Genomic DNA, 26,500 nt, shown 5'->3' on the forward strand with positions numbered 1-26,500 from the left:
AGTGGATTTCTTCTCACTCACCCCCACCCCAAAACTTACCAACTAGACATCACTTCTCTAGCGGCTGCTAAGGTTTTTTCAATGTCTTCATCCGTATGAGCTAAAGACGTAAACCCAGCTTCAAATTGAGAAGGCGCTAAATAAATTCCCCGTTCTAACATTCCCCGATGGAAACGGCTAAATTTAGCTAAATCGGATTTTTTAGCATCCTCATAATTGTGGACTGGCCCTTGGGTAAAAAATAAACCAAACATTCCACTAATTTGTCCCCCACAAGCCGCATGACCTGTTTCTTTGGCAATTTGTAACAACCCCTCACTTAATTTTTTGGTGATTTTATCCAAATATTCATAAGTTCCTGGTTTTTGCAATAACTCTAGGGTTTTGATTCCCGCCGTCATTGCTAAAGGATTTCCTGATAAGGTTCCCGCTTGATACATCGGGCCAGCCGGAGCGACCATGGACATAATATCCCGACGTCCACCATAGGCCCCCACAGGTAAACCACCACCAATGACTTTTCCTAATGTCGTTAAGTCCGGTGTCACCCCAAATTTCTCTTGAACGCCGCCATACGCAATGCGGAAGCCGGTCATCACTTCATCAAAGACTAATAAAGCCCCATTTTCCTTGGTCAGTACCCGTAACCCTTCCAAAAACCCAGCATCGGGAGGAATAAAGCCAGCGTTGCCTACAATCGGTTCTAGGATGACTCCAGCAATTTCGCCTGGATTTTCATTAAATAGGTGTTTGACGGCTTCTAGGTCATTGTAGGGGGCAGTGAGGGTACTACTGGTGACGGATTTGGGAACCCCTGGGGAGTCGGGTAAACCCAAGGTCGCAACCCCTGAACCCGCTTTCACGAGGAACATATCTCCATGTCCGTGATAGCAGCCTTCAAATTTAATCAATTTGTCTCGTCCGGTGAAGGCTCGCATTAAACGCAATACGGATAAACACGCTTCCGTTCCTGAATTGACAAATCGTACCATTTCAATGCTCGGAACCGCATCAATCACCATTTCGGCTAAAACATTTTCTAATACACAAGGCGCGCCGAAACTGGTGCCTTTTTCTAAAGCCTCTTTGAGAGCGTTGATGACATCGGGATGGGTATGACCGCAAATGGCTGGCCCCCAAGAGCCAACATAATCAATATATTGATTGCCGTCAACATCCCAAACATAAGCCCCTTTGACTCTATCAAAGACAATGGGTTGTCCGCCAACGGACTTAAACGCCCGCACGGGAGAATTAACGCCACCTGGCATAATTTTCTGGGCGGCGGCAAAGATTTCTTCTGATTTTGTAGTTATTAAGGGTAGGGTCACTCTGAGATAATCTCCTTGAATGGTAAGATTGTTTAGGTTAGTGCGTTAAAAGCTGTGTGAATATTGCTTTTTTACAGCTTTTTAACAGGCAGGATGCCTGTTCCACAGGAAAACCAACAAGATGATATTGTAGTCAAGTTAGGGTTCTGGTTGTATTGGTTAAATTTATGTCAAGCTCAAAACCCCTAGAGTTAAGCCTGTTGAGTCCTATTGATACAATTCGTTACAATGAAAAAGGATTGATTCTGGCCGTTATCCAAGATTGTTTAGAAGGAACGGTGTTTACTTGGGTTTGGATGAATGCAGCGGCTTTAGAAAAAACTGTATCCTCTCAGCAAGTTTGGTCTTGTCAAGACGCAGAAATTGTGTTATGGAATGCAGAAATTTTAGTCAAAGAAATTCGCTACAGTGATGAAAATCCGATGGTGATTATTGGAGTTGAAGAACAACATCAAGAATTATCAGGAAATACTTTATCAGGATTATTTAATATAATTTGCGATCGCCGTGACTATCCCCAACTTGAATCCTATACTTGTAAATTATTAGCCGGAGGAGATAACAAAATTCTCAAAAAAATTGGGGAGGAATCCGCCGAAGTGGTGATGGCTTGTAAGGATAAAGACAAAGATGCGATCGCCGGAGAAGTCGCTGATTTATTTTATCATACTTTAGTGGCTTTAGCTTATCATGATGTAGATTTGAGAGAGGTTTATCAGAAATTAGAATCACGACGAAAATAAACCCGTAGGGTGCGTAAGCGCAGCGCACGCACCATCCAGCAATTGATTTCTGATTAGCCTCTAAAATATAATGCCTAAAAAGATTAGAGAGCTAAAACAACTCTTGCGTAGTTGTGGTTTTATAGAGCATCCAGGTAGAACAAGAAATCATGAATCCAATTCAGTATAAAATGGTCATTCAATGGTCAGAGGAAGATGAATGTTTTTTAGTCGGACTCCCTGATTTTAGGGGTCAATATTGGAGAACTCATGGCGCTACTTACGAAGAAGCGGTTGCGAATGGAAAAGAAGCCCTAGAATCTTTGATTATTTCCTATCAAGCAGATGGTGAACCTTTACCAAAAATACATATTCAGTGAAAATACGGATACAATTCTTGAACGGTTGAGTTAGAATGATCCTTAATAAAGGATTCGACCATCACGGATTAATAATTATGGTACTGACCAGGGGTTTTGATTCACTCACCCATCTGTTAACCGGAAGCGCTACCGTTGCGGCTATTGTGATTAGTCAAAGCGTGGCGGTTCATGCTAAAACTGGCGAGGAAGTTTACAAAATCGCTGTTCCCGTTACCGTCCAAATTAATAGTGATATCGGTGGCGGAACTGGGGTAATTATTGCTAAAGATGGCAATACCTACACGGTTTTAACCAATCATCATGTGGTTTGTCAACCCCAAACTTTTGTTAACAATTGCAATACTAATCGCTCCTATAATATTACCACTTCTCAACGCAAAACCTATACTGCTAACTTTGTCCAACCCTTCCAAACTAACGAGAGTAGCCCGGATTTAGCAATTCTAACCTTTACCACTTCTGATAACTATTCCGCCGCTATTTTAGGCGACTCTAATCAACTGATTGAGGGAACATTTATCTGGGTTTATGGATTTCCTGGGTTAGGGGGACGTTCAGGAGTGGAACGAGAACCCCAATTTACTCAAGGGGCAATTACCAGTTTACCCCAACGCAAACCCGGCGGCTACACCATCAACTATAGCGCCTTGACCTGGGCTGGGATGAGTGGTGGCCCTGTATTTGATAGTGAAGGGCGAGTGATTGGAATTCATGGACTGGGGGGACAAGAAGCGAGTCTAATTTATGATAGTAATGGTCAACCTACTGGACAATTTACTCTCGTCAAAACGGGAATTAATTATGCGATTCCGATTAATACTTTTATCGCCCTCAAACCCCAAATCCGTCAAGGAAATACAACGGTTACGGTTAATAATACCGCCAAGAGTCGAGTTGCTAACCTGAATAATCCTAGTACGGCTGATGATTACTATGCTAGAGGTGCTACTAATTTTAGTCAAGGCAATTATCGCGCTGCTCTTGATGATTTTACTAAGGTTATCAACGTTAATTCTGATAACGCAAATGCTTATATTTATCGGGGTAATGTTCGCCGTGAATTAAAAGACTATCAAGGGGCGATATCCGATTACGATAAAGCTCTTAAAATTGATCCTAATTATGCTGGCGCTTACATCAATCGGGGTCTTGCTCGCTCTGATTTAAAAGACTATCAAGGGGCGATATCCGATTACGATAAAGCTCTTAAAATTGATCCTAATTATGCTGGCGCTTACATCAATCGGGGTCTTGCTCGCTCTGATTTAAAAGACTATCAAGGGGCGATATCTGATTACGATAAGGCTCTTAAAATTGATCCTAATTATGCTATTGCTTACCTCAATCGGTGTAAGGCTCGCGTTGATTTAAAAGACTATCAAGGGGCGATATCTGATTGCGATAAAGCTCTTAAAATTGATCCTAATTATGCTGCTGCTTACAACAATCGGTGTAAGGCTCGCGTTGATTTAAAAGACTATCAAGGGGCGATATCTGATTGCGATAAAGCTCTTAAAATTGATCCTAATTATGCTGCTGCTTACAACAATCGGGGTAACGTTCGCAGTGATTTAAAAGACTATCAAGGGGCGATATCCGATTACGATAAAGCTCTTAAAATTGATCCTAATGATGCTGATGCTTACGTCAATCGGGGTGCTGCTCGCAATAATTTAAAAGACTATCAAGGGGCGATATCCGATTACGATAAAGCTCTTAAAATTGATCCTAATAATGCTGCTGCTTACCTCAATCGGGGTGGTGCTTTCTATATGGTTGGAGATAAACGAAAAGCGAGGGGAGACTGGGAAACAGCGGCGCAACTGTATCGACAACAAGGTAATGAGGATGCGTATAAAAACGCAATGGATAATCTTAGAAACTTTAAGTAGGGTGCGTAAGCGCAGCGCACGCACCATCAACGCCCACGCACCATCAATTAATTAACAATGATAATGTTTTCCCTGAATACCCATTCCCTGCTCAAAACTTTTTGATTAATATTAAAATTCTTGGAATAAAATCATGATTTAATTGTTAGAGATGTTGGTTTTTTATTTAAAATTGGGTTTTGGTGTGTGCACTGCGATCACCGCACCCTACTATTTCAATAGGTAAAATAATGATGGTGCGTGCGCTGGGCTTACGCACCCTACAGATCAGAATGATAATCAGAGTGAATATTGTTGAGTTCAGAATGACAATCATAGTCTTGAGCATGATTGATTGAGTTATAATCACCTTAATTCAATTCTATTTTAATTATGATTATTAATCCATCTGATCAGCATATTTCCCATGAAGATTATCTCGAAGGGGAAAAAATTAGCCCCATTCGCCATGAATATATTCGAGGAGAAGTTTATGCAATGGTGGCGGGAAGTGATGCTCATGATACCATTTCTGGGAATTTGATTGCTTTATTTAAAAATCACTTACGCGGTCAAGGATGTCGTGTTTATACGGGAAACATGAAAATTTATATTCAAACCGCAGATGTTTATTATTATCCTGATGTTATGGTAACTTGTGACTCCCGCGACAGAAATAATGGTTATTTTAAACAATATCCGAGTTTAATTATTGAAGTCTTATCTCCCTCAACGGAAGCCTTTAACCGAGGTGATAAATTTGCCGACTATCGACAGATTGAAACTTTACAAGAATATGTATTAGTGAGCCAAAATAAAATTAATATTGAATGTTTTAGACGGAATTCAGACGGACGATGGGAATTGTTTACCTATCAACCCCAGGAAGCTCTTCAATTAGAAAGTATTAATTTTAGTTGTCCTGTCTCAGAAATTTATCAAGATGTATTAGGATTAATTCAATAAGTATAATTACGCCCTAAATATTCCGAATTTTCCAAAGATTTAATAAAATTATACTCAATTAACAAAAATTGTGATACCATCTTCAGCTAATAAGCTAGGGGTGCCTGCTAGGTTCAGGCTGAGAAAAGACACCCTTGGAACCTGAGTCCGGTTAGTACCGGCGGAGGGAAGCTGTTAATAAGAGGAAATTCAAGATGCGGACAGAATGGATTGCCAAACGGCATGGACAGAGCAACGTTTCTCAAATGCACTATGCCCGTCAAGGTGTTATTACCGAAGAAATGCAATATGTTGCTCAACGGGAAAACTTACCTGCTGAGTTAATTCGGGAAGAAGTCGCACGGGGACGGATGATTATTCCGGCTAATATTAATCATCCTAATTTAGAACCGATGGCGATAGGAATTGCCTCTAAATGTAAGGTTAATGCTAATATTGGTGCCTCTCCCAATTCTTCTAATTTAGATGAAGAAGTCGCTAAACTGAATTTAGCCGTTAAATATGGCGCAGATACCGTGATGGATTTATCCACCGGAGGCGGCAATTTAGATACAATTCGGACTGCTATTATTAAAGCTTCTCCGGTTCCCATTGGTACAGTTCCCATTTATCAAGTTTTAGAAAGTGTTCACGGCAAAATTGAAAATCTCACCCCCGATGATTTTCTCCATGTAATTGAAAAACACGCCCAACAAGGTGTGGATTATATGACGATTCATGCGGGATTATTAATTGAATATCTGCCCTTAGTTAGAAGCCGAATTACCGGAATTGTCTCTCGTGGTGGCGGAATTATTGCCCGTTGGATGCTGCACCATCATAAACAAAATCCCCTTTATACCCATTTCGACGATATTATTGAAATCTTCAAAAAATACGATGTTTCCTTTAGTTTAGGAGACTCTTTACGTCCGGGTTGTACCCATGATGCCTCCGATGATGCTCAACTTTCGGAACTCAAAACCCTCGGACAATTAACTCGCCGCGCTTGGGAACATGATGTACAAGTCATGGTAGAAGGCCCCGGTCACGTTCCGATGGATCAAATTGAATTTAATGTTAAAAAACAAATGGAGGAATGTTCAGAAGCGCCCTTCTATGTTTTGGGGCCGTTAGTAACAGATATTGCCCCCGGTTATGATCATATTACCTCTGCCATTGGTGCAGCGATCGCAGGTTGGCACGGAACTGCAATGTTATGTTATGTTACGCCAAAAGAACACCTGGGTTTACCCAATGCTGAAGACGTCAGAAATGGGTTAATTGCCTATAAAATTGCCGCCCATGCTGCCGATATTGCCCGTCATCGCATTGGAGCCCGTGACCGAGATGATCAGTTATCCACAGCGCGATATAATTTTGATTGGACTCGTCAATTTGAGTTATCCTTAGACCCAGAACGGGCGAAGGAATATCATGACGAAACCCTTCCGGCGGATATCTACAAAACGGCTGAATTCTGTTCCATGTGTGGCCCTAAATTCTGTCCGATGCAAACGAAAGTTGATGCGGATGCGTTAACAGAATTAGAAAAATTCCTAGCCAAAGAAAAAGAAGTTGTAACTCAAAGTTAATTGAGTCAATGAGTTAGAAACCGGGTTTCTCAAGCAGGGTTGTTGGTGTTAGCTTACCTTCTGGTTAGAAACTCGGTTTGTGAGTGTTTACTCTTGAAGGCTAGAGATTTCATCCACCACTTCAATTTGTTTGCGAACAATAGACCGATAAATTCGACTGAGCGATCGCAATTCCTCTTCCGTTAAACTCTCATCAAAAATTGCAGCCAATAACCCATAGCGATCCGCTAATGTGATCTGGCCTGTTTCATGAACTTTAACGAACAATTCGCTGAGTGCGGACTCAATTAAACAAATAGGTGCTTCCATGATCCGGTTAGTTGGGATAACTGAATTGATATGATGATGGAGAATTGAGAATTTGAAAAACTCCACAGCTTTAGAGGTAATTCCGTAGAGTTTTAGCCTGTAATTCGATGAGAACTATTAACTGGGGGCCTTGAACTTTTAAACTTTACAATTATTATTTCAGAATTTTGGCTTCAAAGAGGTGATTAAACTTCAATAGCAATTGTGATTTTTGGGAGATCAGGCTGTGATCTCAATCACCTATACAAACTTAATTTAATTTTAAGGCACTGACAGGAACATCATCCCAAGATTCAACGGTTCTCAGAATAGCAACCCAGCCTTGTTGTTTTTGAATTTCTGTTAAATTTCTTTGAAAGGACTCATGGCAATCTTGAGCTTGCTTCTCATCACAACAAGCAATACAAGAATAGACGATTCCCATTGGATCAAGTTGTTCATTTACCCAAATCGTCATTGTAATTTTCTCCTCACTCAATACCCATTAATGAATTTTATTTTATCAACATTCAAGCCCAAGGCTCAAAAAACTAAAAAGGACAGATTATTTTCGATTTCCCAATGCTGCTAAAGAAGCTCCAGTGACCCGACAAATGCGCCAGTCAGGTAAAATTTTCGCGCCTATTTTTTCATAAAAATCAATAGCGGGTTGATTCCAATCTAAAACAGACCATTCTAAACGTCCACACCCTCTGGATACGGCTAATTCTGCTACATGAGTGATTAATGCTTTACCAATCCCTTGACGACGATATTCAGGAAGTACAAATAAATCTTCTAAATAAATTCCAGGTTGGGTTAAAAACGTAGAATAGTTATGAAAAAACAAGGCAAAACCAACGGCTTTTCCTTCAACTTCAGCTAAGATTGCTTCTATATAGGATGGAGAACCCAATAAATGCTGTTTTAAGTTTTCTACACTTCCACTCACTTCATGGGATAAGTTTTCGTATTCAGCCAAAGCTTGAATCAGTTGGAATAAAACCGGAATATCCTCAAGGGTTGCTGGTCTTAAAATGGCTGATTTAGACATATTCAATGTTGAATAGTTGATAATGACAACAGAATTTACGTTTAGGTTGTTATATTTTTGTCAGTATACAACAATTCCAACCCATCATACCGGAAAAAATTATTTAATCCAACCTTTTAGCCTTTCTGCAATATGAGGACGGCGTAACTTTCGCATGGCTCTGGCTTGAATTTGTCGCACTCGTTCCCGTGAAAGATCATAAAGACCACTAACTTCTTCTAAGGTATAAGGAACTCCGGTGGTTAATCCAAATCGCAGTGCTAAAACATCTTTTTCTCGTTCCGTTAAAACGGTTGCTAAAACTTCTAATAAATCCTGACGCATCATCATTTCATTCATTTGAGCTTCAGGAGTTTGAGTTTCTTGATCTTCTAAAATATCCATTAATTCGGAGTTTTCTTCAGTCCCAATTCGGTGATTTAAAGACAGAGATTTCCGATGAACTTGTTCAAGAACCCGAATTTGTTGGGGGGTAATCGCAACAGCTTCTGCTAATTCTTCTTCTGTCGGTTTTCGTTGAAGCGATCGCTTTAAATCTCGGTAAGCTATCTTCAATTTATTCAATTGTTCAACAACATGAACAGGTAATCGAATGGTGCGTCCTTGATTAGCAATCGTTCGGGTAATCCCTTGACGAATCCACCAATACGCATAAGTGGAAAATTTATATCCTTTATCAGGATCAAATTTCTCCGTAGCGCGATTGAGTCCTAAAGCCCCTTCTTGAATTAAATCTAAAAACGGAACCCCTCGATTAATATAACGTTTAGCAATAGAAACGACTAATCGTAAATTAGAACTAATCATCCGACTTTTAGCCGCCGTTCCTAATTTTAATTGATGTTTGAGTTCTGTTTCCGTAATTCCTAGAAATGTGGCTAGTTCTGCGGGAGGAGGTAAGTACCCTAATTCCAGGGTCAGTCGAGTTTGTAATTCTTCAATTTTAACCAGGGTTTGAATATGACGACCGAGTTCTATTTCTTCATTGGGTTTAAGTAAAGGATAACGCGCCATGCGTTTAAATAATGCAGCAATTGCGTCATCTCCCGCTACAGTGGTTTCTGTAATCGGAAAAAACGTCGAATTCTGTGGATTCATGGTTATATCCTCCAGTTGACGATCTAAATTTGAACAGTTCGCTTGCAGTTTTCCCTATCGTCAAAATCTTCTGTCAGATCAGAAGACAAGGAAATCCCATCTATGACTACTTTAAGTTGGTTCCATTATAGAAGACTCTCTCAAAAGACTGGGAGAATCGATCTGATCTCTACAGAAGTCAGCAGATAGGAGTCAGGTATTTTTATCCCAAAACTCAAAGCTCAAAATTCAAAATCCAATTTCTTGAACTTTGAACCATGAGCCTTAATAAAATTCAGAAAATTTTAGAGGAATAACCCCACTGCTTAACTCCACATTCCTACACTCTTAGTGGGTCGAGGAACAAAAGGAGGAATATCCGCATCAGAGTCAGACGGAACAGTAGGAGTTGTTGGGGGGGAAGTAAATTCCGAGGTGGGAATACCTTTCGGTTCTGCATCGGGTTCATCGGGGCAAAATTCTAAACGAATCCGAAACTTCCCGGTTTGCCAAGATTTACCAGGACGCAACAGTTGACACTCGATTCCTTCCTTAAATAAATTTTCCTCCTCTAACTTAGATTCCATAATAGACAAAAATTCACTAGCTTTAAATGTGCATTGAAACATCAAGGCACTTTCACTGGTATTAATCACATCATCATCATTGAGAATATAAGTTGAATCGCTCATTTCTATGTCCTGTAAATTGTCTTTTGTACAAGGGAATTACCCTCAAAAGGGATCGATTCATTTAGAAGAACCAACCGTAGGAATGTAACCCTTTTCCTAATAGATTAACTCCTAAATAGCACACCCACACCACGACGAATCCTGTGGCTGCTAAAATAGCAGGTTTGCGTCCTTGCCAACCGCGAGTAATGCGGGCGTGTAAATAAGCGGCGAATACTAACCAAGTAATTAATGCCCAGGTTTCTTTGGGGTCCCAACTCCAATAAGAACCCCAAGCTTCATTTGCCCAAACAGCCCCAGCGATAATCCCAATGGTTAAAAGCGGAAATCCTAATCCAATAATCCGATAACTAATATTGTCAATCGTTTCCACTAACGTTAATCGTTGTGGAGACAGGGGTTGAACAGAGGGAAGAGTCTGTGTGAGTTTAACCGCTTCTAGGACAGCCGTTGTACCATTTCCATTCGTTGTTAACCCTGGTGTGGGGTTCGACTCTGTAACCGTGGACGAAGAATAGGTGACTAAATTAGTAACCGGTTTTTGATGATTTCGAGAAATGCGCGTTCCCAGTGAACTACCACTTAATTCAACCTCCTGTCCCCGTGTCAGAATTAAAAAGGCGATCGCTAACAAAGAACCGACCATTAAAGTGGCATAACTTAACATCATGACGCTGACGTGCATCATTAACCAGTTAGATTTTAAGGCGGGTACTAACGGTTCAGCCACGCGCATTTGGGGCGGTAATTTTAAAGCGGCAAAGGCTACAATTGCCATCGCCACAGGAGAAGTTACAACTCCCACTAAACGGCTACGACTCATATTTTCAGCAATCAGATGAATCGTTGTAATACCCCACGTTAGGAAAAATAGCGATTCATATAAATTACTAATAGGAAAGTAACCCGCCTCAATCCATCTCGCTCCCAATAAAGCCGCAATCGAAAGATTAGCGATCGCCATTCCTGCGGTTCCCAACGCCCACAGATAAGGAATATTAGGAAATGCAGCCCCCACCCAATACAACAATAGGGTGGCAAATAAAATGGCAAAGGATATATTATCTAATCCATTCTGGAGTATAACCAGACTCATGAACGATTCTCCTAGTAACGGTATGAATTACCGAGTTTTTTCAGAACTCTATCTCTACTGATCCTACCGATTCCTGGCGATCTTGGGTGATGTTTCCGTCGAGATCCTAATTTCGTAAAGTTCGGACATTGCGCTGATTCCATCAGCAACAACCGAACCCAATTGTCTTAAAAACCTTGATACCTTGTAAGAAAGATTGAGCAGCACTGAGATAGGGGATGTTGAGTGTAGGGAAATCCAGCCTGATTAAACCCCTAAATTGAGATCAGGATCAGCTTAGGAAATTAATCTGCTGAACTATATTTAAAGAATATTAATCATAAAACAACTGGCTTCAGGATCACTGTATTGAGGAGAGGGGAAGAATGCCTGGGACTGACTATAAAGACTACTACTCGATTTTAGGATTGGACAAAGTGGCAACGGCTGATGATATTAAAAAAGCCTACCGTAAACTCGCCCGTAAATATCACCCGGATATGAATCCAGGGAATAAACAGGCTGAGGCTAGTTTTAAAGAAGTCAACGAAGCTTATGAAGTTTTGTCCGACACTGATAAACGGGGAAAATACGATCAATTTGGTCAATATTGGAATCAAGCCGGAGGTACTGGATGGCCCGGTGGGGCGGGTTCCAACGTAGATTTTAGCGGATTTGACTTTAGCCAATTTAACAGTTTTGATGAATTTATTAATGCTCTTTTAGGCCGTGGGGGTGGAGGGCCAAGACCTGGAGCCAGTAGCAGTCGCAGTTATTCCTATCGTACCCAACCCGGAAATCCTTCGGGATTTGGAGGGGGTGCTTATAATGATTTTTCCTCTGGATTTAATAGTCGCAATCCCTCTGCTGTTGCTGATTCCGAAGCGATTGTAACGCTCTCCCTCAGTGAAGCCTTTCATGGAACCCAAAAACGTTATGGAACCGGGGAAGTCACGATTCCGGCGGGAGTCAAACCGGGGAGTAAAATTAGGGTTCGCGGTCAAGGTCAACTCGACCCCTACACCCAACAACGGGGGGATTTATACCTGAAAGTGGAACTACAACCCCATCCTTTTTTCCAATTTGACGGGGAAAATTTGGTTTGTGAACTACCTTTAACCCCGGATGAAGTAGCGTTAGGAACCTCTGTTGAAGTTCCCACACCCGATGGGATGGTAACGATGAATATTCCACCGGGAATTCGTTCAGGACAGTCTTTGCGATTGCGGGGCAAAGGATGGCCAAAACCCAAGGGAGGAGGACGCACGGATCAATTAGTTAAAATTGTTGTTGTTCCGCCTAAAGAACTTAATTCTAATGAACGAGAATATTATGAAAAAATTCGTGCAACTCGAACGTTTAATCCCCGCAGCAGCTTGAAAGAAATGAAACTCTAAAAATGTTTAAACCGATCAGAAGCATGGTGTCCTGATCGGTTAATACTGTGAACTTGCATAAATTGTTGAATGTTTTTGGACGATAAAACTACTCATTCACCCATTGGCAAGAAAGCCGAGAATTTTCATCCTTCACCCAACGCGCCACTAATTGTCCTTTTTTGGCGAGGCTTTTGCTTTGGGTCTGGGTCAAAATCGGCGTTTCTTGGGTCGGTTTTTCTAGGTGTGGATGAGAAAAAGGTTTCCTCCAGTGAAGATTGATAAACATTGTTGGTTTTACTCCCCAAACTTTTCTATTTCTTTTTTAATTCCACTTTATCCTTTGTCGAAATTTTGTTACAAAAATGACAATTTTTTTAACAGTTGTGCAAAGTTTTGTAAACAAACTGTTAAGGATTGAAAGACGTTTGGGGAAAGAAACTACCAATCATTTACCTTCAGTTTTGAATCTGTTCCCAAGCGGTAATAATAGTGCGTAAGGGTTGGGGGAGAAATTGAACGTTTAAATCGGCATAGCGGGTTACGGTGGCTTGTCCCACTAAGGTTACGGTGATGAAATCAGCGGCTCCCGAAGGCGCGGGAAAACTGAGACGATGATATTGAGTTAGCTGTTGTGTAGTCAGCAGTCTTTGGAAAGCCTGGACTTCTTGGGGTGGAATCCAATTCCTTTGGATCACAGAAGGTTGACCTCCGTTTAGTTGTTGGGACGTAATCCATCCATCTGACCACAACGTTACTTTAGACAAACCTCCCGTAATTCCCCCAGAAGAAATCGTCTGAAATACAGCACCTCTGGGTAAGGAAGGAGAGACTTCACTGGGACTAAAGGGAATCGGTTGCAGGGTTCCAATATTATTATTACCTTGAGTCGTGGTGCTATAAAGTCGGACTTGAAACCCATCCTGATTTGTATGGTAAATCCAACGTTGACCCCTACCTCTGACGGTGATTTGCCAACCCATAATTGCAATTTGAGGACACATTTGATGGGGTTGATAAATGCCTAAACATCCATCCCAAAGACGAGAATTGGCTTGAATAATTTGAAGTTGATTCCGGGGAATTCCTGACTGGGACTGTGCGGTTTTTAATACGGCTTCTTGTACAGAAACAGGTAAAACACTTAAACCATTTTCCAGATAAATTGTATTCCCTCGGTTATCCGTGCGAAACAGTAAACCTTTTTCGCCACTCTTAACGGTAACTAACCAGCCTTCCACTTGGCTTTGGGAACAGGCGATGTCGGGAAAGGAAAGACCTAAACAGCCATTAGGCCAGATGCGACGTTCTGCATTCAGGAGGGTGACACTTGATGCAGGGACACCGGTAAGTTCCATAGCTTTTTGTTTGACCAAACCCGCAAGGGATATTGGAAACTCAGGAGCCAAAGAATTAGAGGGATTTACAAACTGAGCAACAGGAACTGAATTGTTGTTTGCTTGGAGGGGAAAGCCATAGAGGGGTTCAGCCGGAAGTAAACATAAAACACTGAGTAGAGCAATGAATCGAGGATGAACTCTCATAGCAGAAGAAAGCTAAACGCTTCAGAGGAATCTTTAACCCGATCTTTCCTGTGGCTGGCCTACAGATTCAGGAAATTTTGGGGATGGAGAGTTACAGCATGACTTTTTGAATACAATTTTGAAAATATTGGCTACATTTTTTGTGTCATCTTCAGATTTTGTCTACAAAAACACCCATTTATCTATATTGACAAAATACACATTTTGTGTATTTTTGCTCCCAATGTACAAGGATCAGTAATTTTACAGATGTAACTTGTTAACTTTATCGATTTTCAAACCTCTAGTTTCATTGAGATAATGGGCACACAGTAGCAGAGAGATGTGTCCTATGCACTTAAGGAATTTCTGGGTTAGAACTTAATCTCCTTAAGTGACTCACAGGAGCCAGATGTAGACTCAATCCGGTAGCATCCCTGTTGGAAGATGTGGTAGCGGGTTTGTAAGTAGGGGCGGAAGTAGATAAGATCGAAGTTCCCATCAATCTGAGCTTCGATTCCCCCCTACACTTTTTTTTAAGAAATAGAGAATAATAAAAAACAGAATTAGCCTTTAAAAATAAGCACCTATAGCAATCCCAAATAGATTGTAATCATTTACAACTGACCTGAAACAGCCAGAAGTATTATCTCGGTTCCCTGTTCCCTGGAGAAATTAACAATGCTATCCGATCTGTCTGCGGGTAGAAAATCTAAGTATTTGTTAAATCAAGGTGACATTACAGCCAAGCCTGCATGACAATCAAAATAGTCGATGTAAGTCTGATCCGCTCAGAAAGAGTAATAATTGAAATAGCCCAGATCACTCATTGTCTACCTGTGTTACTAATCATCAGACGTTCGATGATGCCTCTATGAAGCGTAAATGGCTCTATAAGTTCTTGTCACCCAATCGGCAGATTGTTCCGTATGTTGTTCTGTTAAGCACATTGCTGCTGACAGCACTGGCAACCTATTATGTAGAATCTACGGCGCGTGCTCAAGATCGGTTGCGATTTGACTCTTCTATTCAACGTACAGAAAATTTAATCCGAGATCATGTTAAAACCTATATAGCTTTACTACGGGCAGGAAGTGGATTATTTGCGGCTCAAGAGACTGTAGACCGAGAAGAGTTTCGCGCCTACATGGAACGGTTACAACTGCGTGAGGAATATCGCGGTATTCAAGGAATTGGGTTTAGCATTCGGTTTTCGCCCTTGGAAAAAGATCAATTAATTGACCGAATGCGACAGGAAGGGAGTTCCAACTTTGCGCCTTATCCTGATTATCCTCGCCCCGAATATCATGCCATTATCTACCTTGAACCCTTAGATCAACGAAACCAAGCCGCTATTGGTTTTGATATGTTTAGCGAACCTGTGCGTCGTAAGGCGATGGAACGTGCTCGTGATGCGGGTCTACCCATCGCATCCGGTCGAGTCATTCTTCGCCAAGAAATTGACCAGAAAAAACAAGCGGGTTTTTTAATCTATTTCCCCATTTATCAAGGCAATTCTATTCCGCCAACGGTAGCAGAAAGACGGCAGAAATTACTGGGATTTATCTATAGTCCATTTCGGATGGGAGACTTGATGCAAGGACTTTTCGGGAGTAATCAAGAGTCTTTGATTGATTTTGAAATTTATGATGGTTTAGCGATTACCCCAGCCCATCTTCTGTATGATTCTACTTCTGAGCGTCTCTTCGGATTTGAACCTCGATTTGAGCGACGGAAAATGATCTCGATTGCTGGACAAACTTGGACAATTAAATATACGTCTCGCCCGGAACTGGATTTTAATTCTCAACGTTTGATTGCTCCCTATATTGCCTTGTCGGGGAGTTTAGTTGGTATTATTTTATTTGGATTAATGCGATCGCAAATTCAAGCCCGAGGCATTGCTGAAAAAACGGCAACAGAATTAAGAAAATCCGAAAAAGCGTTGCGAGATAGTGAAGCCCGATTTCAAGCTTTTATGGATTATAGTCCAGCCATCGCCTGGATTTGCGATCGCCCAGGTCGAATGTTATATTTTAGTAAAAGTTATACTCAAACCTTTAATATTTCCCAGGACGCTTTAGGAACAACAGTTGTTGATCTATTTCCTCCCCACTTAGCTTCAGAATTCCTCGATTGTATTTCTATTGTTGCTTCAGAAAAACGTGTTTTAGAAGTGATTCAGTCTATCCCTAGGCGGGATGGCACGATGGGAGAATTTTTAGTTTATCAATTTCCGATTTGGGATGCTTACGGACAGCCGTTAGTCGGGGGGGTGGCGATTGACCGCACAGAAAGCCGTCAAGCGGAAGCTTTATTACGTCGTTCAGAAGTGCAATATCGAACGATGGTTGAACAATCTCCCTTGAGTATTTTAATTTTATCGGTAGACGGTTCTGTTCAGCGTGTCAACCGAGCCTGGGAAGATTTGTGGGGAATTAAAGGAGAAAATATCAAAGATTACAATCTTTTTAATGATCAACAATTCATTGAAAAAGGAATTATCTCTTATATTAAACGGGGATTTGCTGGGGAATCGGTGACCATTCCTCCGATTTTGTATGATCCCCATAAAACCTTCCCAGGATTCTCTCGTTATAGCTATGCTCAACGTTGGGTACAAGCTTATATTTATCCGGTGCGGGATGAAATTGGTCAAATTCGGGAAGTGGTTTTTATCTATGAAGATATTACAGAACGAAAACACGCAGAAGAAGAATTACAAGAAAGTGAAGCTCGGTTTAGAACGTTAATTGAAACGACGTTTGATGGAATTATTATTCATGAAAATGGGATGATTTTAGATGCTAATCAAGGGGCAGCCATTATGTTTGATTGCTGTTTAGAAAACATGATTGGATCGTCTTTTTTAGATTTTGTCACTCCCGATAGTCAAACTTTAATTTTACACAATCTTCAGAAGAATTTAGAAGCTCCCGTTGAAGCCGTTGGCTTAAAAAAAGATGGGATAAAATTTAATTTAGAAATTATCGGTCGTCCCCATGTTTATAAAGGGCGTCAAGTTCAAGTAACGGCTTTACGCGATATTACCAACCGTAAACAATTAGAAGCTCAACTCCGCACCCGTGCGGAAGAGTTAGCGGAAGCAAACCGCCTCAAAGATGAATTTTTAGCAACCCTTTCCCATGAATTGCGGACACCGTTGAATGCCATGTTGGGATGGACACAACTATTAATGTCGAAACATTTAGATCCAGAAACTTTTAATCGAGCTACAGAAACAATTAACCGCAATACCCGTTCTTTAGCTCAACTCATTGAGGATTTATTAGATGTCTCTCGAATTATGAGTGGAAAATTACATTTAAGTTTGGCTCCAACTTCTTTAATTCCGATTATTGAAGCCGCCATTGACACAGTACGTCCGGCGGCGGAGGCGAAAAATATTAAGATTCATGTTTCTCTTCAATCTAATATTGGGATTGTGATGGGGGATAGCAATCGTTTACAGCAAGTGATTTGGAATCTACTCACAAATGCGGTGAAATTTAGCTCAGAAGGCGGAAAAATTGAAGTGCGACTCGGTAAGTTTCAAGAGAAAAATTTCTGTTCTTGTTTAGATGCTCTAACTCAACGGAATAGGTCGTTTTCAGAAGGATTTGAAAAGGTAGAATATGGAGAAATTCAAGTTAGTGATACAGGACAAGGAATTAGTCCAGATTTTTTACCTTTTGTGTTTGAACGTTTTCGACAAGCTGATGGTTCTATTACTCGCAAACAAGGGGGATTAGGATTAGGATTAGCTATTGTGCGCCATTTAGTTGAACTGCATGGGGGAACTGTTAGCGTTGATAGTCCAGGGTTAGGACAGGGTACAACCTTTACGGTCAAGTTACCTTTTATGACATCAGAGTTATTAGAAGAAAATGATGATTTTCAAGATTTTCTCAGTGACAATGATTTGATCCTAGAAAGTTGTTTAAAATTAAAAGAGATACGGGTATTAGTTGTTGATGATGAAGTTGATGCTCGTGATTTAGTGGCTCATATTTTACAAAATTGTGGGGCAAATGTGGTGACGGCAGGTAGTGCTGAAGAAGCATTTAATTTATTAAAAGACAACAGTAGTACATCTCCATTTCATATCTTAGTGAGTGATATTGGAATGCCTCAAGGAGACGGTTATTCTTTATTACGTCGAATTCGTTTATTACCCCCAGAAGAAGGTGGTCAAATTCCGGCTTTAGCGTTGACGGCTTATGCCAAAGCTGAAGACCGCACAGCAGCATTCTCAGCAGGATTTCACGCTCATTTGGCAAAACCTGTAGAATCCCATGAATTATTGTTTACAGTTGCCAATTTAGTTGGAATTATTGGATAATAAAGCGGGGTTATCATTGGAAATTAACTCGATGCGCTGGTATAGAATTTTAAAGCAAATTCCCAAAACTTTGCCGAAAATATTAATAGTGCTAAAGCTAATAATCCTGAACCCATCACCCAGGAGATTTGAGTTCGCCCTAAAATAGATTCGGCGGGAATTGTTGTTAAAAATGCGACGGGAACAATAAACGTAAAAAAGAACCGATAAGCCATTGGATAAGCGACCATTGGATATCGTCCGGCTTCTAATAATCCCCGTAATACCTCGGTGACATTATAAATTTTAACAAACCAAATACTGGTTGCTCCTAAGATAAACCAGATACTATATAAACTCATAATGCCAAAAGATAAAGGCAATAAACTATCGAGATAATCTCTGACCGTTAAGCCGAGTTTATTGCCTTCATAGACAACAATTGAACAACCAAAAATTAGATCCGGGGTTCCCCAAGGAGAAATCATTCGGGTGGATAGCCAAAATTGACTACTGAGGGGTTTAAGTAAGACAAAATCTAAGGTTCCATCTTGAACATGGGTAACAATTCTGTTTAAATTGGGAACTAATAGTGTTGTAGAAATTCCTTGTAAAATTGTAAAAATTCCCAGAACAATTAAGGCTTCTTCCCAACTCCATCCTTCAAAACTATAGCCGGTTCTATAAAATAGAAACAGGCTAAACATACTGCCAATTAAACTTCCTAAGCTAGTGATAGCAGAAATTAAAAAATTTACCCGATATTCTAGTTCTGCCGCGATCGCAGTTTCCCAAAATAAGGTTAAAATTTTCAAATAGCGTTGGATCATAACTTCCTGTTGTTCCCTTGTCCCTATAAAATCGAAAATAACCGTTCAATGGTGCGTTGATTTTCATCAGGACGACCAATGGTAATTCGCAGTCCTTCTCCGGTGTGACGGACTAATGTTCCTTTGGCTTTTAATTGTTGCATGATCTCGTTTAAGGCAGCTTCAGAATTGTGTTCATCGCTGAGTCTAATATAAATAAAATTAGCATCACTTCGCCAAAGCTTTAATTGTTTATTTTGAGCTAAAGCGTTAATTAAACGAGTCCGTTCTCCTAATATTTCAGGAATAACGGCTAGTAAATCTTGACGGTGGTTTAAAGCTAATAACGCTGCGGTTTGTGTGAAGCTGGGGAGATTATAGGGGAGACGAACTTTTTCTAATGCGGTGATCAATTCAGGATGAGCGATCGCATATCCAGCGCGTAATGAAGCCAAGCGAAAAGCCTTAGAAAAAGTGCGTAAAATCACCCAATTGGGATGTTGTTTTAACTCCTCGACAACGCTGGTTTGACTAAACTCAAAATAAGCTTCATCAATAACCACTAAAATATGTTTGGGTAAACTTCTTAACCAATCTAATTCATCTTCTGTTAAAGCATTAGCCGTTGGGGAATTAGGATGAACCACAAATACAACTCGAATGGGAGGGTTTTGTGTGGTTTTAATCGCCGTTTGAGCAGCTTTTAAATCCATTTCAAATGTGTCTTCATTCCGTCCCACGCTCACAACTGGAATCCCTAAAGTTTGAGCAATGATTCCATACATGGAAAAGGTAGGATTAGCCACTAAAATTGAGCCTTCTCCCCCTAAACAAGTGGCAATTAAGATAGAGCGAATTAATTCATCTGACCCATTCCCCACAGAAATTTGCTCTGGATTAACACAGGCTTCAGCATTAGAAATGATTTCATTAATATAACTGGCGATCGCTAGTTTTAACGGGAAATGGCTGCCATCAGGATAACGATTTGTTTCAATTTCATGTTGATACGTCCACGCCAGCTTTTGTTTTAATGCTTCGGGTAAATCATAGGGACATTCATTAGTATCTAAGCGATCTAAAACTTCAGTTTCGACCGGACTACCGGAACTCCCTCCAGGGTGAGGAGTATAGGCGCGAATTTGGTTGAGATCGTTGCGAAGAAAAGACAGCATGGCGTTGACGTGATCGTAATTTTTTCTGAAGTTCACACAAACTCTATTATCTCTTAATTTAGGCTAAAATAACATCCAAAAACAATATTTTTAGATCCTGATTTTTGCCTAACTACTCGTTATCGTTATTCAATAGAATAAATTTGCATCTTGCTCACCTCCATTCATCCATTATTAATGCTGTCAAAGCTAATTTACAAAGATTGAATCTCTTCGAGACTTAATCCAGTTGCTTGAATAACTTGCTCTAAACTCAAACCCATCCGCAATAAATTTAAAGCAATTTCTTCCTTTGCTTCCTGTCTCCCTTCCAATTTTGCTTCCTGTCTCCCTTCCAATTTTGCTTCCAATTTCGCTTCCAGTCTCCCTTGCAATCTCCCTTCTTGTAGAATTTCTTGATAGATGACTGAATTTCGCATAAGATCACTCCTTAAAAGTCTTTTTACGGTATCTTTATTTAAAACTAAACTCGCCAAAATTGTCGAAGCAGCCACGAGATTATGCAAAAATCGGGTTTCTTGAACAATACATAAATTCTCGATATCACTGACAAGAATACTAAAGCATTTTACAAAGATTGAACCTCTTCAAGACTTAATCCTGTTACCTGAACAACTTGCTCTAAACTCAAACCCATTCGCAATAAATTTAAAGCAATTTCTTCCTTTGCTTCCAGTTTCCCTTCCCGTTTCCCTTCCCGTTTCCCTTCTTGTAGAATTTCTTGATAGATGACTGAATTTCGCATAAGATCACTCCTTAAAATTCTTTTCACGGTATCTTTATTTAAAACTAAACCTGCCAAAATTGCTGAAGCAGCAGTAAGATTATTTTGAACCTGTTGATCTGTAATTCTGCCAATCACTTCAGCAACTTGACTTAATATCATTGTCGGATCATCGGTCTGACTCAGTACCGCAAAGGGTAACAGTCCTGTTACACTTAAAAACCCTTCAGGGGGTTGTTCCCAAAGACGAATTACCTCAAACTGATGAAACGTATTTTCTAGGCGAAAACTATTTTCCTGTACTAAAGGGGAATTAGTTTGACCCAGATAAATCACCACCTGACGCATGACTTTGTTAGGAAAACGACGATAGACCCTTACTCGATAATCTAACATCCGAAAGGGGATTTTAGCATCGGGTTCGGTTTGAAATTCTGTGTGCAAGACAAGATCATCTGATTGCAGTAAGATCAGGGAATCAGCACGAATGGGTTCCAATGATAACTCTTGGGGACTCAAATCAGTTAATGCAACGGGAGAACCCAACAACCAACTCGCCAGATCTTGAGAATAGTTTTCTGCCAGAAACTTGCAAATACTGTCAAACACCCTTGATTATCCCTCCCCAATCATCTGCCGTATTCATTTTACAATCAACAATTTATAATATAAAGGGAAAAGTGATTTTTCTAATTAAATTTATCTTATGGCTGCCAAACAAATTTTAATGCTCGTGGGTGACTTCGTTGAAGATTACGAGTGCATGGTATTGTAGAAGTTAAACTGTAGACTATTCAGAAATCGGGTTTCTTAAAGAAACCCGATTTCTCCTATTAACTTTATTTTTTTATTTCCCCTTTTAATAACCAAAATCCACTAAAAGTCATCCCCGAATCATCCGGTTGAACTAATAAAAAATGTAATCCTTTAGCTAACTGTTTTCTAACTTCAAAGGTTTTAGCTGCTTCCGTAACTTCCGAATCTTCAAAGGTTGCCACAACCCACCGATCAACTAAGCCAGATTCTAAAATTAATCCATCGGGTGAACCCGCCATATAATTGCAAGAAAAAGGTTGAATTTCCGCTAACCATCGCGCCAACTGCATCGATTTTTTACCTCCATCAATCACAATTCCCGGAATGGCAACTACAGATGCTAATCCTAAATTTAACGGTAAAAATTCATCCGGCATTTGTAAAATTGGAATCGGACGATCGGCAAAAAACGCTTGCAAATTTCCCGCAGATAGGTTAGCAAATCGCCAGCGATCGCCCCATAAATTTTCCGGTAAAGGTAAAGGGGGAGGTTGATCTAATTTCACAGGATTATAAAGTTCCCCCGTATAATTTTCCAACTCAGAATAGGATTTTGAACGTTCCTCTAACCACTGTTTTAAGGCGATAGTATTTCGAGCAGGTTCGACGACAATTCCTAATGCTTTACCAGCCATTTCTAATAAACTAAAAGACTGGGGACGAAAGACTTGAATTCGCTCCGGTTTTCGGATTACAATTGCTTGCTGTAACTGTTCAATTAACCAAGTCGAATTCGCTTGCGATTGAGGACACATCGCTATAAACTCAACTTGGCGAGTCTGATCACAGACTAATAACTCCCAAAGGGGTTGCCCACTGGTATCCTTCAGGGGACGACGATAAAAATCAGCTTGCCAGATCAACATAGACACAAAAACCCGTAACATTCTGATTGAAACTATTCTGTATTTTCAATTCTAAGGTTAAGATTGATCAAATGAGGATTAACAGGCATCAGATTCCATTGCTGAGGTTTTGGGTATTGATTTCTGGTTATGATTCTGCCGACGGCCTCCTGATAACAGGTGGATAATGTTAATTAATTGGGTTATAGAACTATGAATCCTGCATTGACACAATTTGGTGAACGGATGTCTCGTTTAACCGGGGTTCGTGCCATTATGAAAGATATTATTGAAACGTTAAGATCGGGAAAAGGTAAAGATTTTATTAATTTAAGTGCGGGAAATCCGGTAATTTTGCCAGAAGTTGAACAACTTTGGCGAGATTGTACGGAACAATTGCTATCGAGTCCAGAATATGGAGAAGTGGTTTGTCGGTATGGTTCGAGTCAGGGATATCAACCTTTTATTGATGTTATTGTTGAGGATTTTAACTCTCGTTATGGGTTAAATTTAACGGATCGTAATGTATTAATTACACCGGGGAGTCAGTCGATTTATTTCTATGCTGCTAATGCCTTTGGGGGATATACCACCGAAGGTAAATTGAAAAAAGTTGTTTTACCTTTAAGTCCTGATTATACCGGATATGGAGGTGTGAGTTTAATTCCTGAAGCAGTTTTTTCCTATCAACCTGCCTTAGATATTGATGAAGCTAATCATTATTTTAAATATCGTCCTGATTTTAGTCAATTAACGATTGATGAAACGACTGGGTGTGTTGTTTTCTCCCGTCCCTGTAATCCCAGTGGTAATGTTTTAACGGAAGCAGAAGTCAAAAAAATTGCAGCATTAGCCGCACCTTTTGAGGTTCCTGTATTTATTGATTCGGCCTATGCTCCCCCCTTTCCAGCGTTGAATTTTACGGAAATGAAACCGGTTTTTGGAGAGAATATTATTCATTGTATTAGTTTATCAAAAGCGGGTTTACCGGGGGAACGATTAGGAATTGCCATCGGGAATGAAAGCACAATTCAGGTATTAGAAGCATTTCAAACTAATATGTGTATTCATTCCCCTCGTTATGGACAAGCCATTGCCGCTCGCGCCATTGGGTCTGGAGCATTATCAGAAATTGCTACTGAGGTGATTCGTCCTTATTATCAGCAGAAATTCACCGTTGTTGAAACGGCATTAAATCAAGCCATGCCTAACAATTTACCTTGGTTTTTACATCGAGGGGAAGGCGCAATTTTTGCCTGGATGTGGTTTAAAGATTTACCGATGACGGATTGGGAACTTTATCAACAGTTAAAAGAAGTCGGTTTAATTGTAGTTCCTGGTAGTTCATTTTTCCCGGGTTTACAAGGAGAATGGAGCCATAAAAACCAATGTCTTCGCATTAGTTTAACGGCAACGGATGAAGAGATTACCGAAGGTATGAAGCGGTTAGCAACAGTGGTTGAACAGGTTTATAAATCCGTAGTAATTTCTATTTAATGAGCATAAAAAAAGGGTGTGTCACTTGAGATGAAACACCCTAATCGTTACTTTTTAAAACCTTATTCAGCGTGTTGACGATACCAATCAATGGTATTTTTTAACCCTTCTTTAAAGCCAACTTCTGCCATAAACCCGAATTTTTCTTTCGCTCTGGTTGTATCTAAACAACGCCGAGGTTGACCATTGGGTTTATCCGTTTCCCAGACAATTTCTCCCTCAAATCCCATCAATTCACAAATCGTTTCTACTAAGTCTTTAATTTTGACTTCGTGATTAGTTCCTAAATTAACAGGATCGGGTTCATTGTACAATTGAGTAGCCATAACAATTCCCCGTGCTGCATCCGTTGAATATAGAAATTCGCGGCTGGGACTGCCATCTCCCCAAACCGGGAGGGTTTTATCTCCCCGTTGTTGAGCTTCATAAACCTTGCGAATTAATGCCGGAATTACATGGGAACTTTTGGGATCAAAATTATCTTCTGGGCCGTATAAATTCACGGGTAACAGATAAATTCCATTGAAACCATATTGTTGACGATAAGCTTGTAATTGCACCAATAATGCTTTTTTAGCAATTCCATAGGGTGCATTGGTTTCTTCAGGATAACCGTCCCACAGATCATCTTCTTTAAAAGGAACAGGCGTAAACTTAGGATAGGCGCAAATGGTTCCCACACAAACAAACTTTTCTACCCCTGCACGATAGGCACTTTCAATTAATTGAGTCCCCATCATCAAGTTATCGTAGAACAATTCAGCCGGTTTGACTAAATTCAAACCAATGCCGCCAACGTGTGCCGCCAAATGAATCACAATATCTTGATCCTGAACCACTTTTTGGCAAGCGTCTAATGTACACAAATTATAATCTTTAGAACGAGGGATCATAATCTGGTTTGGATCAGCACCTGCTTGATGCAGTTGAGCCACCACTTGACGCCCTAAAAACCCCGCACCTCCTGTTACCAGAATCCGTTTATTTGTTAAATCCAGTGGACTCATGAATTTCGCCTCTATTATCAGAAAATTCGGTTTAAAACCCCTAACTTCTAGTTAGGCTTTAATTGTAAACCTTTGTTGCAATGTCAACCAATCTTGTGCCCAAAGATATAGCATAAGAAATCCGGCCGGAGGTAAGGCGATGTTAGTGTTTGAGTTCAAAGCTTACGGAAAAGCCAGTCAGATTGAAGCAGTAAATGAAGCGATTCGTACAGCACAATTTGTTCGCAATAGCTGTTTACGCTATTGGATGGACAACAAAAAAATAGATAAGTATGATCTCAACAAATATTGCGCCGTGCTGGCTAAGAATTTTCCGTTTGCTAATGAACTAAACTCTCAAGCTAGACAATCTAGCGCCGAACGAGCCTGGTCTGCTATTTCCCGTTTTTACGAGAACTGCAAAAAGTCAATTCCTGGTAAAAAAGGATATCCCCAATTCCAGAAAAACTGCCGTTCTGTTGAGTATAAATCAACGGGTTGGAAACTGGCAGATGACAGAAAATCAATAAAGTTTACCGATAAAAAAAATATTGGTAAACTCAAGTTAAAAGGCACACGCGACTTACACTTTTACCAAATTAGCCAAATAAAACGGGTGAGGTTAGTAAAACGTGCAGACGGTGTGTATGTTCAATTCTGTGTCGATGTTGACCGGAAAGAAAATACAAAGCCTTCTGGAAATACCATCGGATTAGATATGGGTTTGAAGGAATACTACACCGACTCTAATGGTGTAATGGTTGAGAACCCTAATTTTTTGCGTCAAGGGGAAAAGGTTCTTAAACGTTCACAACGTCGGATTTCCAGAAAAGTCAAAGGTTCAAAAAATCGAGGCAAAGCTAGACAGATTTTAGGGAAACGCCACCTCAAAATAAGTAGGCAACGTAAAGACCATGCTGTGAAATTAGCACGGTGCGTAGTTCAGTCTAACGACTTGATAGCTTACGAAGATTTGAGAATTAAAAATCTGGTAAAAAATCATTGTTTAGCTAAGTCTATTAATGACGCATCCTGGTATCAGTTTCGGATCTGGATCGAATATTTTGGTAAAGTATTTGAAAGAGTCACGGTGGCGATCAATCCGCAATATACCAGCCAAGAATGCTCTAGTTGCGGTGAAATTGTTAAGAAAACACTATCCACTAGGACACACGTTTGTCAATGTGGTTGCGTAATGGATAGAGATGAAAACGCAGCTAGAAATATCCTGAGTCGAGGATTGAGTACCGTAGGGCATACGGGAACTCTTGCGCTAGATGCAAGCAACGCTTTGGGAGAATTGACCTCTACTCTGGCTGGAGAAATCCTGTTTGAGCAAGTTGGCTCTGTGAACAAAGAATCCCCACGCCTTTAGGCTGGGGAGTGTCAAATCAG

General features: G+C 40.4%; 23 protein-coding genes, 1 pseudogene and 1 riboswitch. Of the genes and pseudogenes, 9 read left to right on the top strand and 15 right to left on the bottom strand.

The window, feature by feature from the left end:
- Positions 1 to 35: 35 nt before the first annotated feature.
- Positions 36 to 1,331 (bottom strand): glutamate-1-semialdehyde 2,1-aminomutase, encoded by a 1,296-nt coding sequence (gene hemL, locus IQ236_RS05300; protein WP_193868295.1) that lies wholly within the window; start codon positions 1,329 to 1,331, stop codon positions 36 to 38.
- Positions 1,332 to 1,498: 167 nt separating this feature from the next.
- Here hemL and hisE point away from each other — a divergent pair, with 167 nt between their 5' ends.
- The 5 genes and pseudogenes from hisE to thiC form a co-directional block, all read left to right on the top strand.
- Positions 1,499 to 2,074, top strand: coding sequence for a phosphoribosyl-ATP diphosphatase (gene hisE / locus IQ236_RS05305; protein WP_193868296.1), 576 nt, complete (start codon positions 1,499 to 1,501; stop codon positions 2,072 to 2,074).
- Positions 2,075 to 2,223: 149 nt separating this feature from the next.
- A complete protein-coding gene (locus tag IQ236_RS05310; RefSeq protein ID WP_193868297.1) occupies positions 2,224 to 2,433 on the top strand; it encodes a type II toxin-antitoxin system HicB family antitoxin in 210 nt (69 codons plus the stop codon).
- A 77-nt stretch (positions 2,434 to 2,510) separates the two neighbouring features.
- Positions 2,511 to 4,328 carry a tetratricopeptide repeat-containing S1 family peptidase gene (locus tag IQ236_RS05315; protein ID WP_193868298.1) on the top strand — a complete coding sequence of 606 codons (1,818 nt, stop codon included), beginning with the start codon at positions 2,511 to 2,513 and terminating at the stop codon, positions 4,326 to 4,328.
- A 372-nt stretch (positions 4,329 to 4,700) separates the two neighbouring features.
- Positions 4,701 to 5,273: a Uma2 family endonuclease gene (locus IQ236_RS05320; protein ID WP_193868299.1), complete on the top strand. Its 573-nt coding sequence runs from the start codon at positions 4,701 to 4,703 to the stop codon at positions 5,271 to 5,273.
- 86 nt (positions 5,274 to 5,359) lie between these two features.
- A riboswitch (TPP riboswitch) is annotated at positions 5,360 to 5,459 on the top strand.
- A pseudogene (thiC, locus tag IQ236_RS05325) lies at positions 5,459 to 6,847 on the top strand (phosphomethylpyrimidine synthase); the annotation flags it as partial. It overlaps the preceding riboswitch by 1 nt.
- An 87-nt stretch (positions 6,848 to 6,934) precedes the next feature.
- On the opposite strand, the gene IQ236_RS05330 reads toward thiC, so the two are convergent.
- The 6 genes from IQ236_RS05330 to ccsB all read right to left on the bottom strand — a co-directional run bounded on the left by IQ236_RS05330 (position 6,935) and on the right by ccsB (position 11,054).
- Positions 6,935 to 7,156: a hypothetical protein gene (locus tag IQ236_RS05330; RefSeq protein WP_193868301.1), complete on the bottom strand. Its 222-nt coding sequence runs from the start codon at positions 7,154 to 7,156 to the stop codon at positions 6,935 to 6,937.
- Between the two features lie 250 nt (positions 7,157 to 7,406).
- Entirely contained in the window at positions 7,407 to 7,613 is a 207-nt protein-coding gene (locus IQ236_RS05335) for a glycogen debranching protein (protein ID WP_193868302.1), read from the bottom strand.
- Between the two features lie 87 nt (positions 7,614 to 7,700).
- Positions 7,701 to 8,189 (bottom strand): GNAT family N-acetyltransferase, encoded by a 489-nt coding sequence (locus IQ236_RS05340; protein ID WP_193868303.1) that lies wholly within the window; start codon positions 8,187 to 8,189, stop codon positions 7,701 to 7,703.
- Between the two features lie 99 nt (positions 8,190 to 8,288).
- On the bottom strand, positions 8,289 to 9,287 hold the full coding sequence (locus tag IQ236_RS05345) for an RNA polymerase sigma factor, RpoD/SigA family (RefSeq protein ID WP_193868304.1): 999 nt from the start codon (positions 9,285 to 9,287) through the stop codon (positions 8,289 to 8,291).
- Positions 9,288 to 9,592: 305 nt separating this feature from the next.
- Positions 9,593 to 9,958, bottom strand: coding sequence for a KGK domain-containing protein (locus IQ236_RS05350; RefSeq protein WP_190516072.1), 366 nt, complete (start codon positions 9,956 to 9,958; stop codon positions 9,593 to 9,595).
- A 61-nt stretch (positions 9,959 to 10,019) separates the two neighbouring features.
- On the bottom strand, positions 10,020 to 11,054 hold the full coding sequence (gene ccsB, locus IQ236_RS05355) for a c-type cytochrome biogenesis protein CcsB (RefSeq protein WP_193868305.1): 1,035 nt from the start codon (positions 11,052 to 11,054) through the stop codon (positions 10,020 to 10,022).
- A gap of 365 nt (positions 11,055 to 11,419) precedes the next feature.
- Between ccsB and IQ236_RS05360 the strand changes: the two genes are divergently transcribed.
- Positions 11,420 to 12,430 carry a DnaJ C-terminal domain-containing protein gene (locus tag IQ236_RS05360; protein ID WP_193868306.1) on the top strand — a complete coding sequence of 337 codons (1,011 nt, stop codon included), beginning with the start codon at positions 11,420 to 11,422 and terminating at the stop codon, positions 12,428 to 12,430.
- Between the two features lie 88 nt (positions 12,431 to 12,518).
- Here IQ236_RS05360 and IQ236_RS05365 read toward each other — a convergent pair whose 3' ends face one another.
- Positions 12,519 to 12,698, bottom strand: coding sequence for a hypothetical protein (locus IQ236_RS05365; RefSeq protein WP_193868307.1), 180 nt, complete (start codon positions 12,696 to 12,698; stop codon positions 12,519 to 12,521).
- 169 nt (positions 12,699 to 12,867) lie between these two features.
- Complete coding sequence (locus tag IQ236_RS05370) at positions 12,868 to 13,953, bottom strand: hypothetical protein (protein WP_193868308.1); 1,086 nt, start codon at positions 13,951 to 13,953, stop codon at positions 12,868 to 12,870.
- 853 nt (positions 13,954 to 14,806) lie between these two features.
- On the opposite strand from IQ236_RS05370, the gene IQ236_RS05375 reads away from it, so the two are divergent.
- Entirely contained in the window at positions 14,807 to 18,274 is a 3,468-nt protein-coding gene (locus IQ236_RS05375) for a hybrid sensor histidine kinase/response regulator (RefSeq protein ID WP_193868309.1), read from the top strand.
- A gap of 23 nt (positions 18,275 to 18,297) precedes the next feature.
- On the opposite strand, the gene IQ236_RS05380 is transcribed toward IQ236_RS05375, so the two are convergent.
- From IQ236_RS05380 to IQ236_RS05400, 5 genes are all read right to left on the bottom strand, one after another.
- Complete coding sequence (locus tag IQ236_RS05380) at positions 18,298 to 19,080, bottom strand: ABC transporter permease (protein ID WP_190516316.1); 783 nt, start codon at positions 19,078 to 19,080, stop codon at positions 18,298 to 18,300.
- 26 nt (positions 19,081 to 19,106) lie between these two features.
- Positions 19,107 to 20,237, bottom strand: coding sequence for a histidinol-phosphate transaminase (locus tag IQ236_RS05385; RefSeq protein ID WP_193868310.1), 1,131 nt, complete (start codon positions 20,235 to 20,237; stop codon positions 19,107 to 19,109).
- A gap of 194 nt (positions 20,238 to 20,431) precedes the next feature.
- Entirely contained in the window at positions 20,432 to 20,656 is a 225-nt protein-coding gene (locus IQ236_RS27605; RefSeq protein ID WP_228041428.1) for an RpnC/YadD family protein, read from the bottom strand.
- Positions 20,657 to 20,805: 149 nt separating this feature from the next.
- Entirely contained in the window at positions 20,806 to 21,570 is a 765-nt protein-coding gene (locus IQ236_RS05395) for an Rpn family recombination-promoting nuclease/putative transposase (protein ID WP_193868311.1), read from the bottom strand.
- A gap of 230 nt (positions 21,571 to 21,800) precedes the next feature.
- A complete protein-coding gene (locus IQ236_RS05400; protein WP_193868342.1) occupies positions 21,801 to 22,643 on the bottom strand; it encodes a Tab2/Atab2 family RNA-binding protein in 843 nt (280 codons plus the stop codon).
- Between the two features lie 192 nt (positions 22,644 to 22,835).
- On the opposite strand from IQ236_RS05400, the gene IQ236_RS05405 reads away from it, so the two are divergent.
- A complete protein-coding gene (locus IQ236_RS05405; protein ID WP_193868312.1) occupies positions 22,836 to 24,119 on the top strand; it encodes a valine--pyruvate transaminase in 1,284 nt (427 codons plus the stop codon).
- 62 nt (positions 24,120 to 24,181) lie between these two features.
- Here the strand turns inward: IQ236_RS05405 and IQ236_RS05410 are convergent, their stop codons facing one another.
- Positions 24,182 to 25,126 (bottom strand): GDP-L-fucose synthase family protein, encoded by a 945-nt coding sequence (locus IQ236_RS05410; protein ID WP_193868313.1) that lies wholly within the window; start codon positions 25,124 to 25,126, stop codon positions 24,182 to 24,184.
- Positions 25,127 to 25,265: 139 nt separating this feature from the next.
- On the opposite strand from IQ236_RS05410, the gene IQ236_RS05415 reads away from it, so the two are divergent.
- Positions 25,266 to 26,480: an RNA-guided endonuclease InsQ/TnpB family protein gene (locus IQ236_RS05415; protein ID WP_193868314.1), complete on the top strand. Its 1,215-nt coding sequence runs from the start codon at positions 25,266 to 25,268 to the stop codon at positions 26,478 to 26,480.
- The last annotated feature ends 20 nt before the right edge of the window (positions 26,481 to 26,500 follow it).

Source organism: Planktothrix mougeotii LEGE 06226, assembly GCF_015207485.1.
In the GTDB taxonomy this organism is placed as follows: domain Bacteria; phylum Cyanobacteriota; class Cyanobacteriia; order Cyanobacteriales; family Microcoleaceae; genus Planktothrix.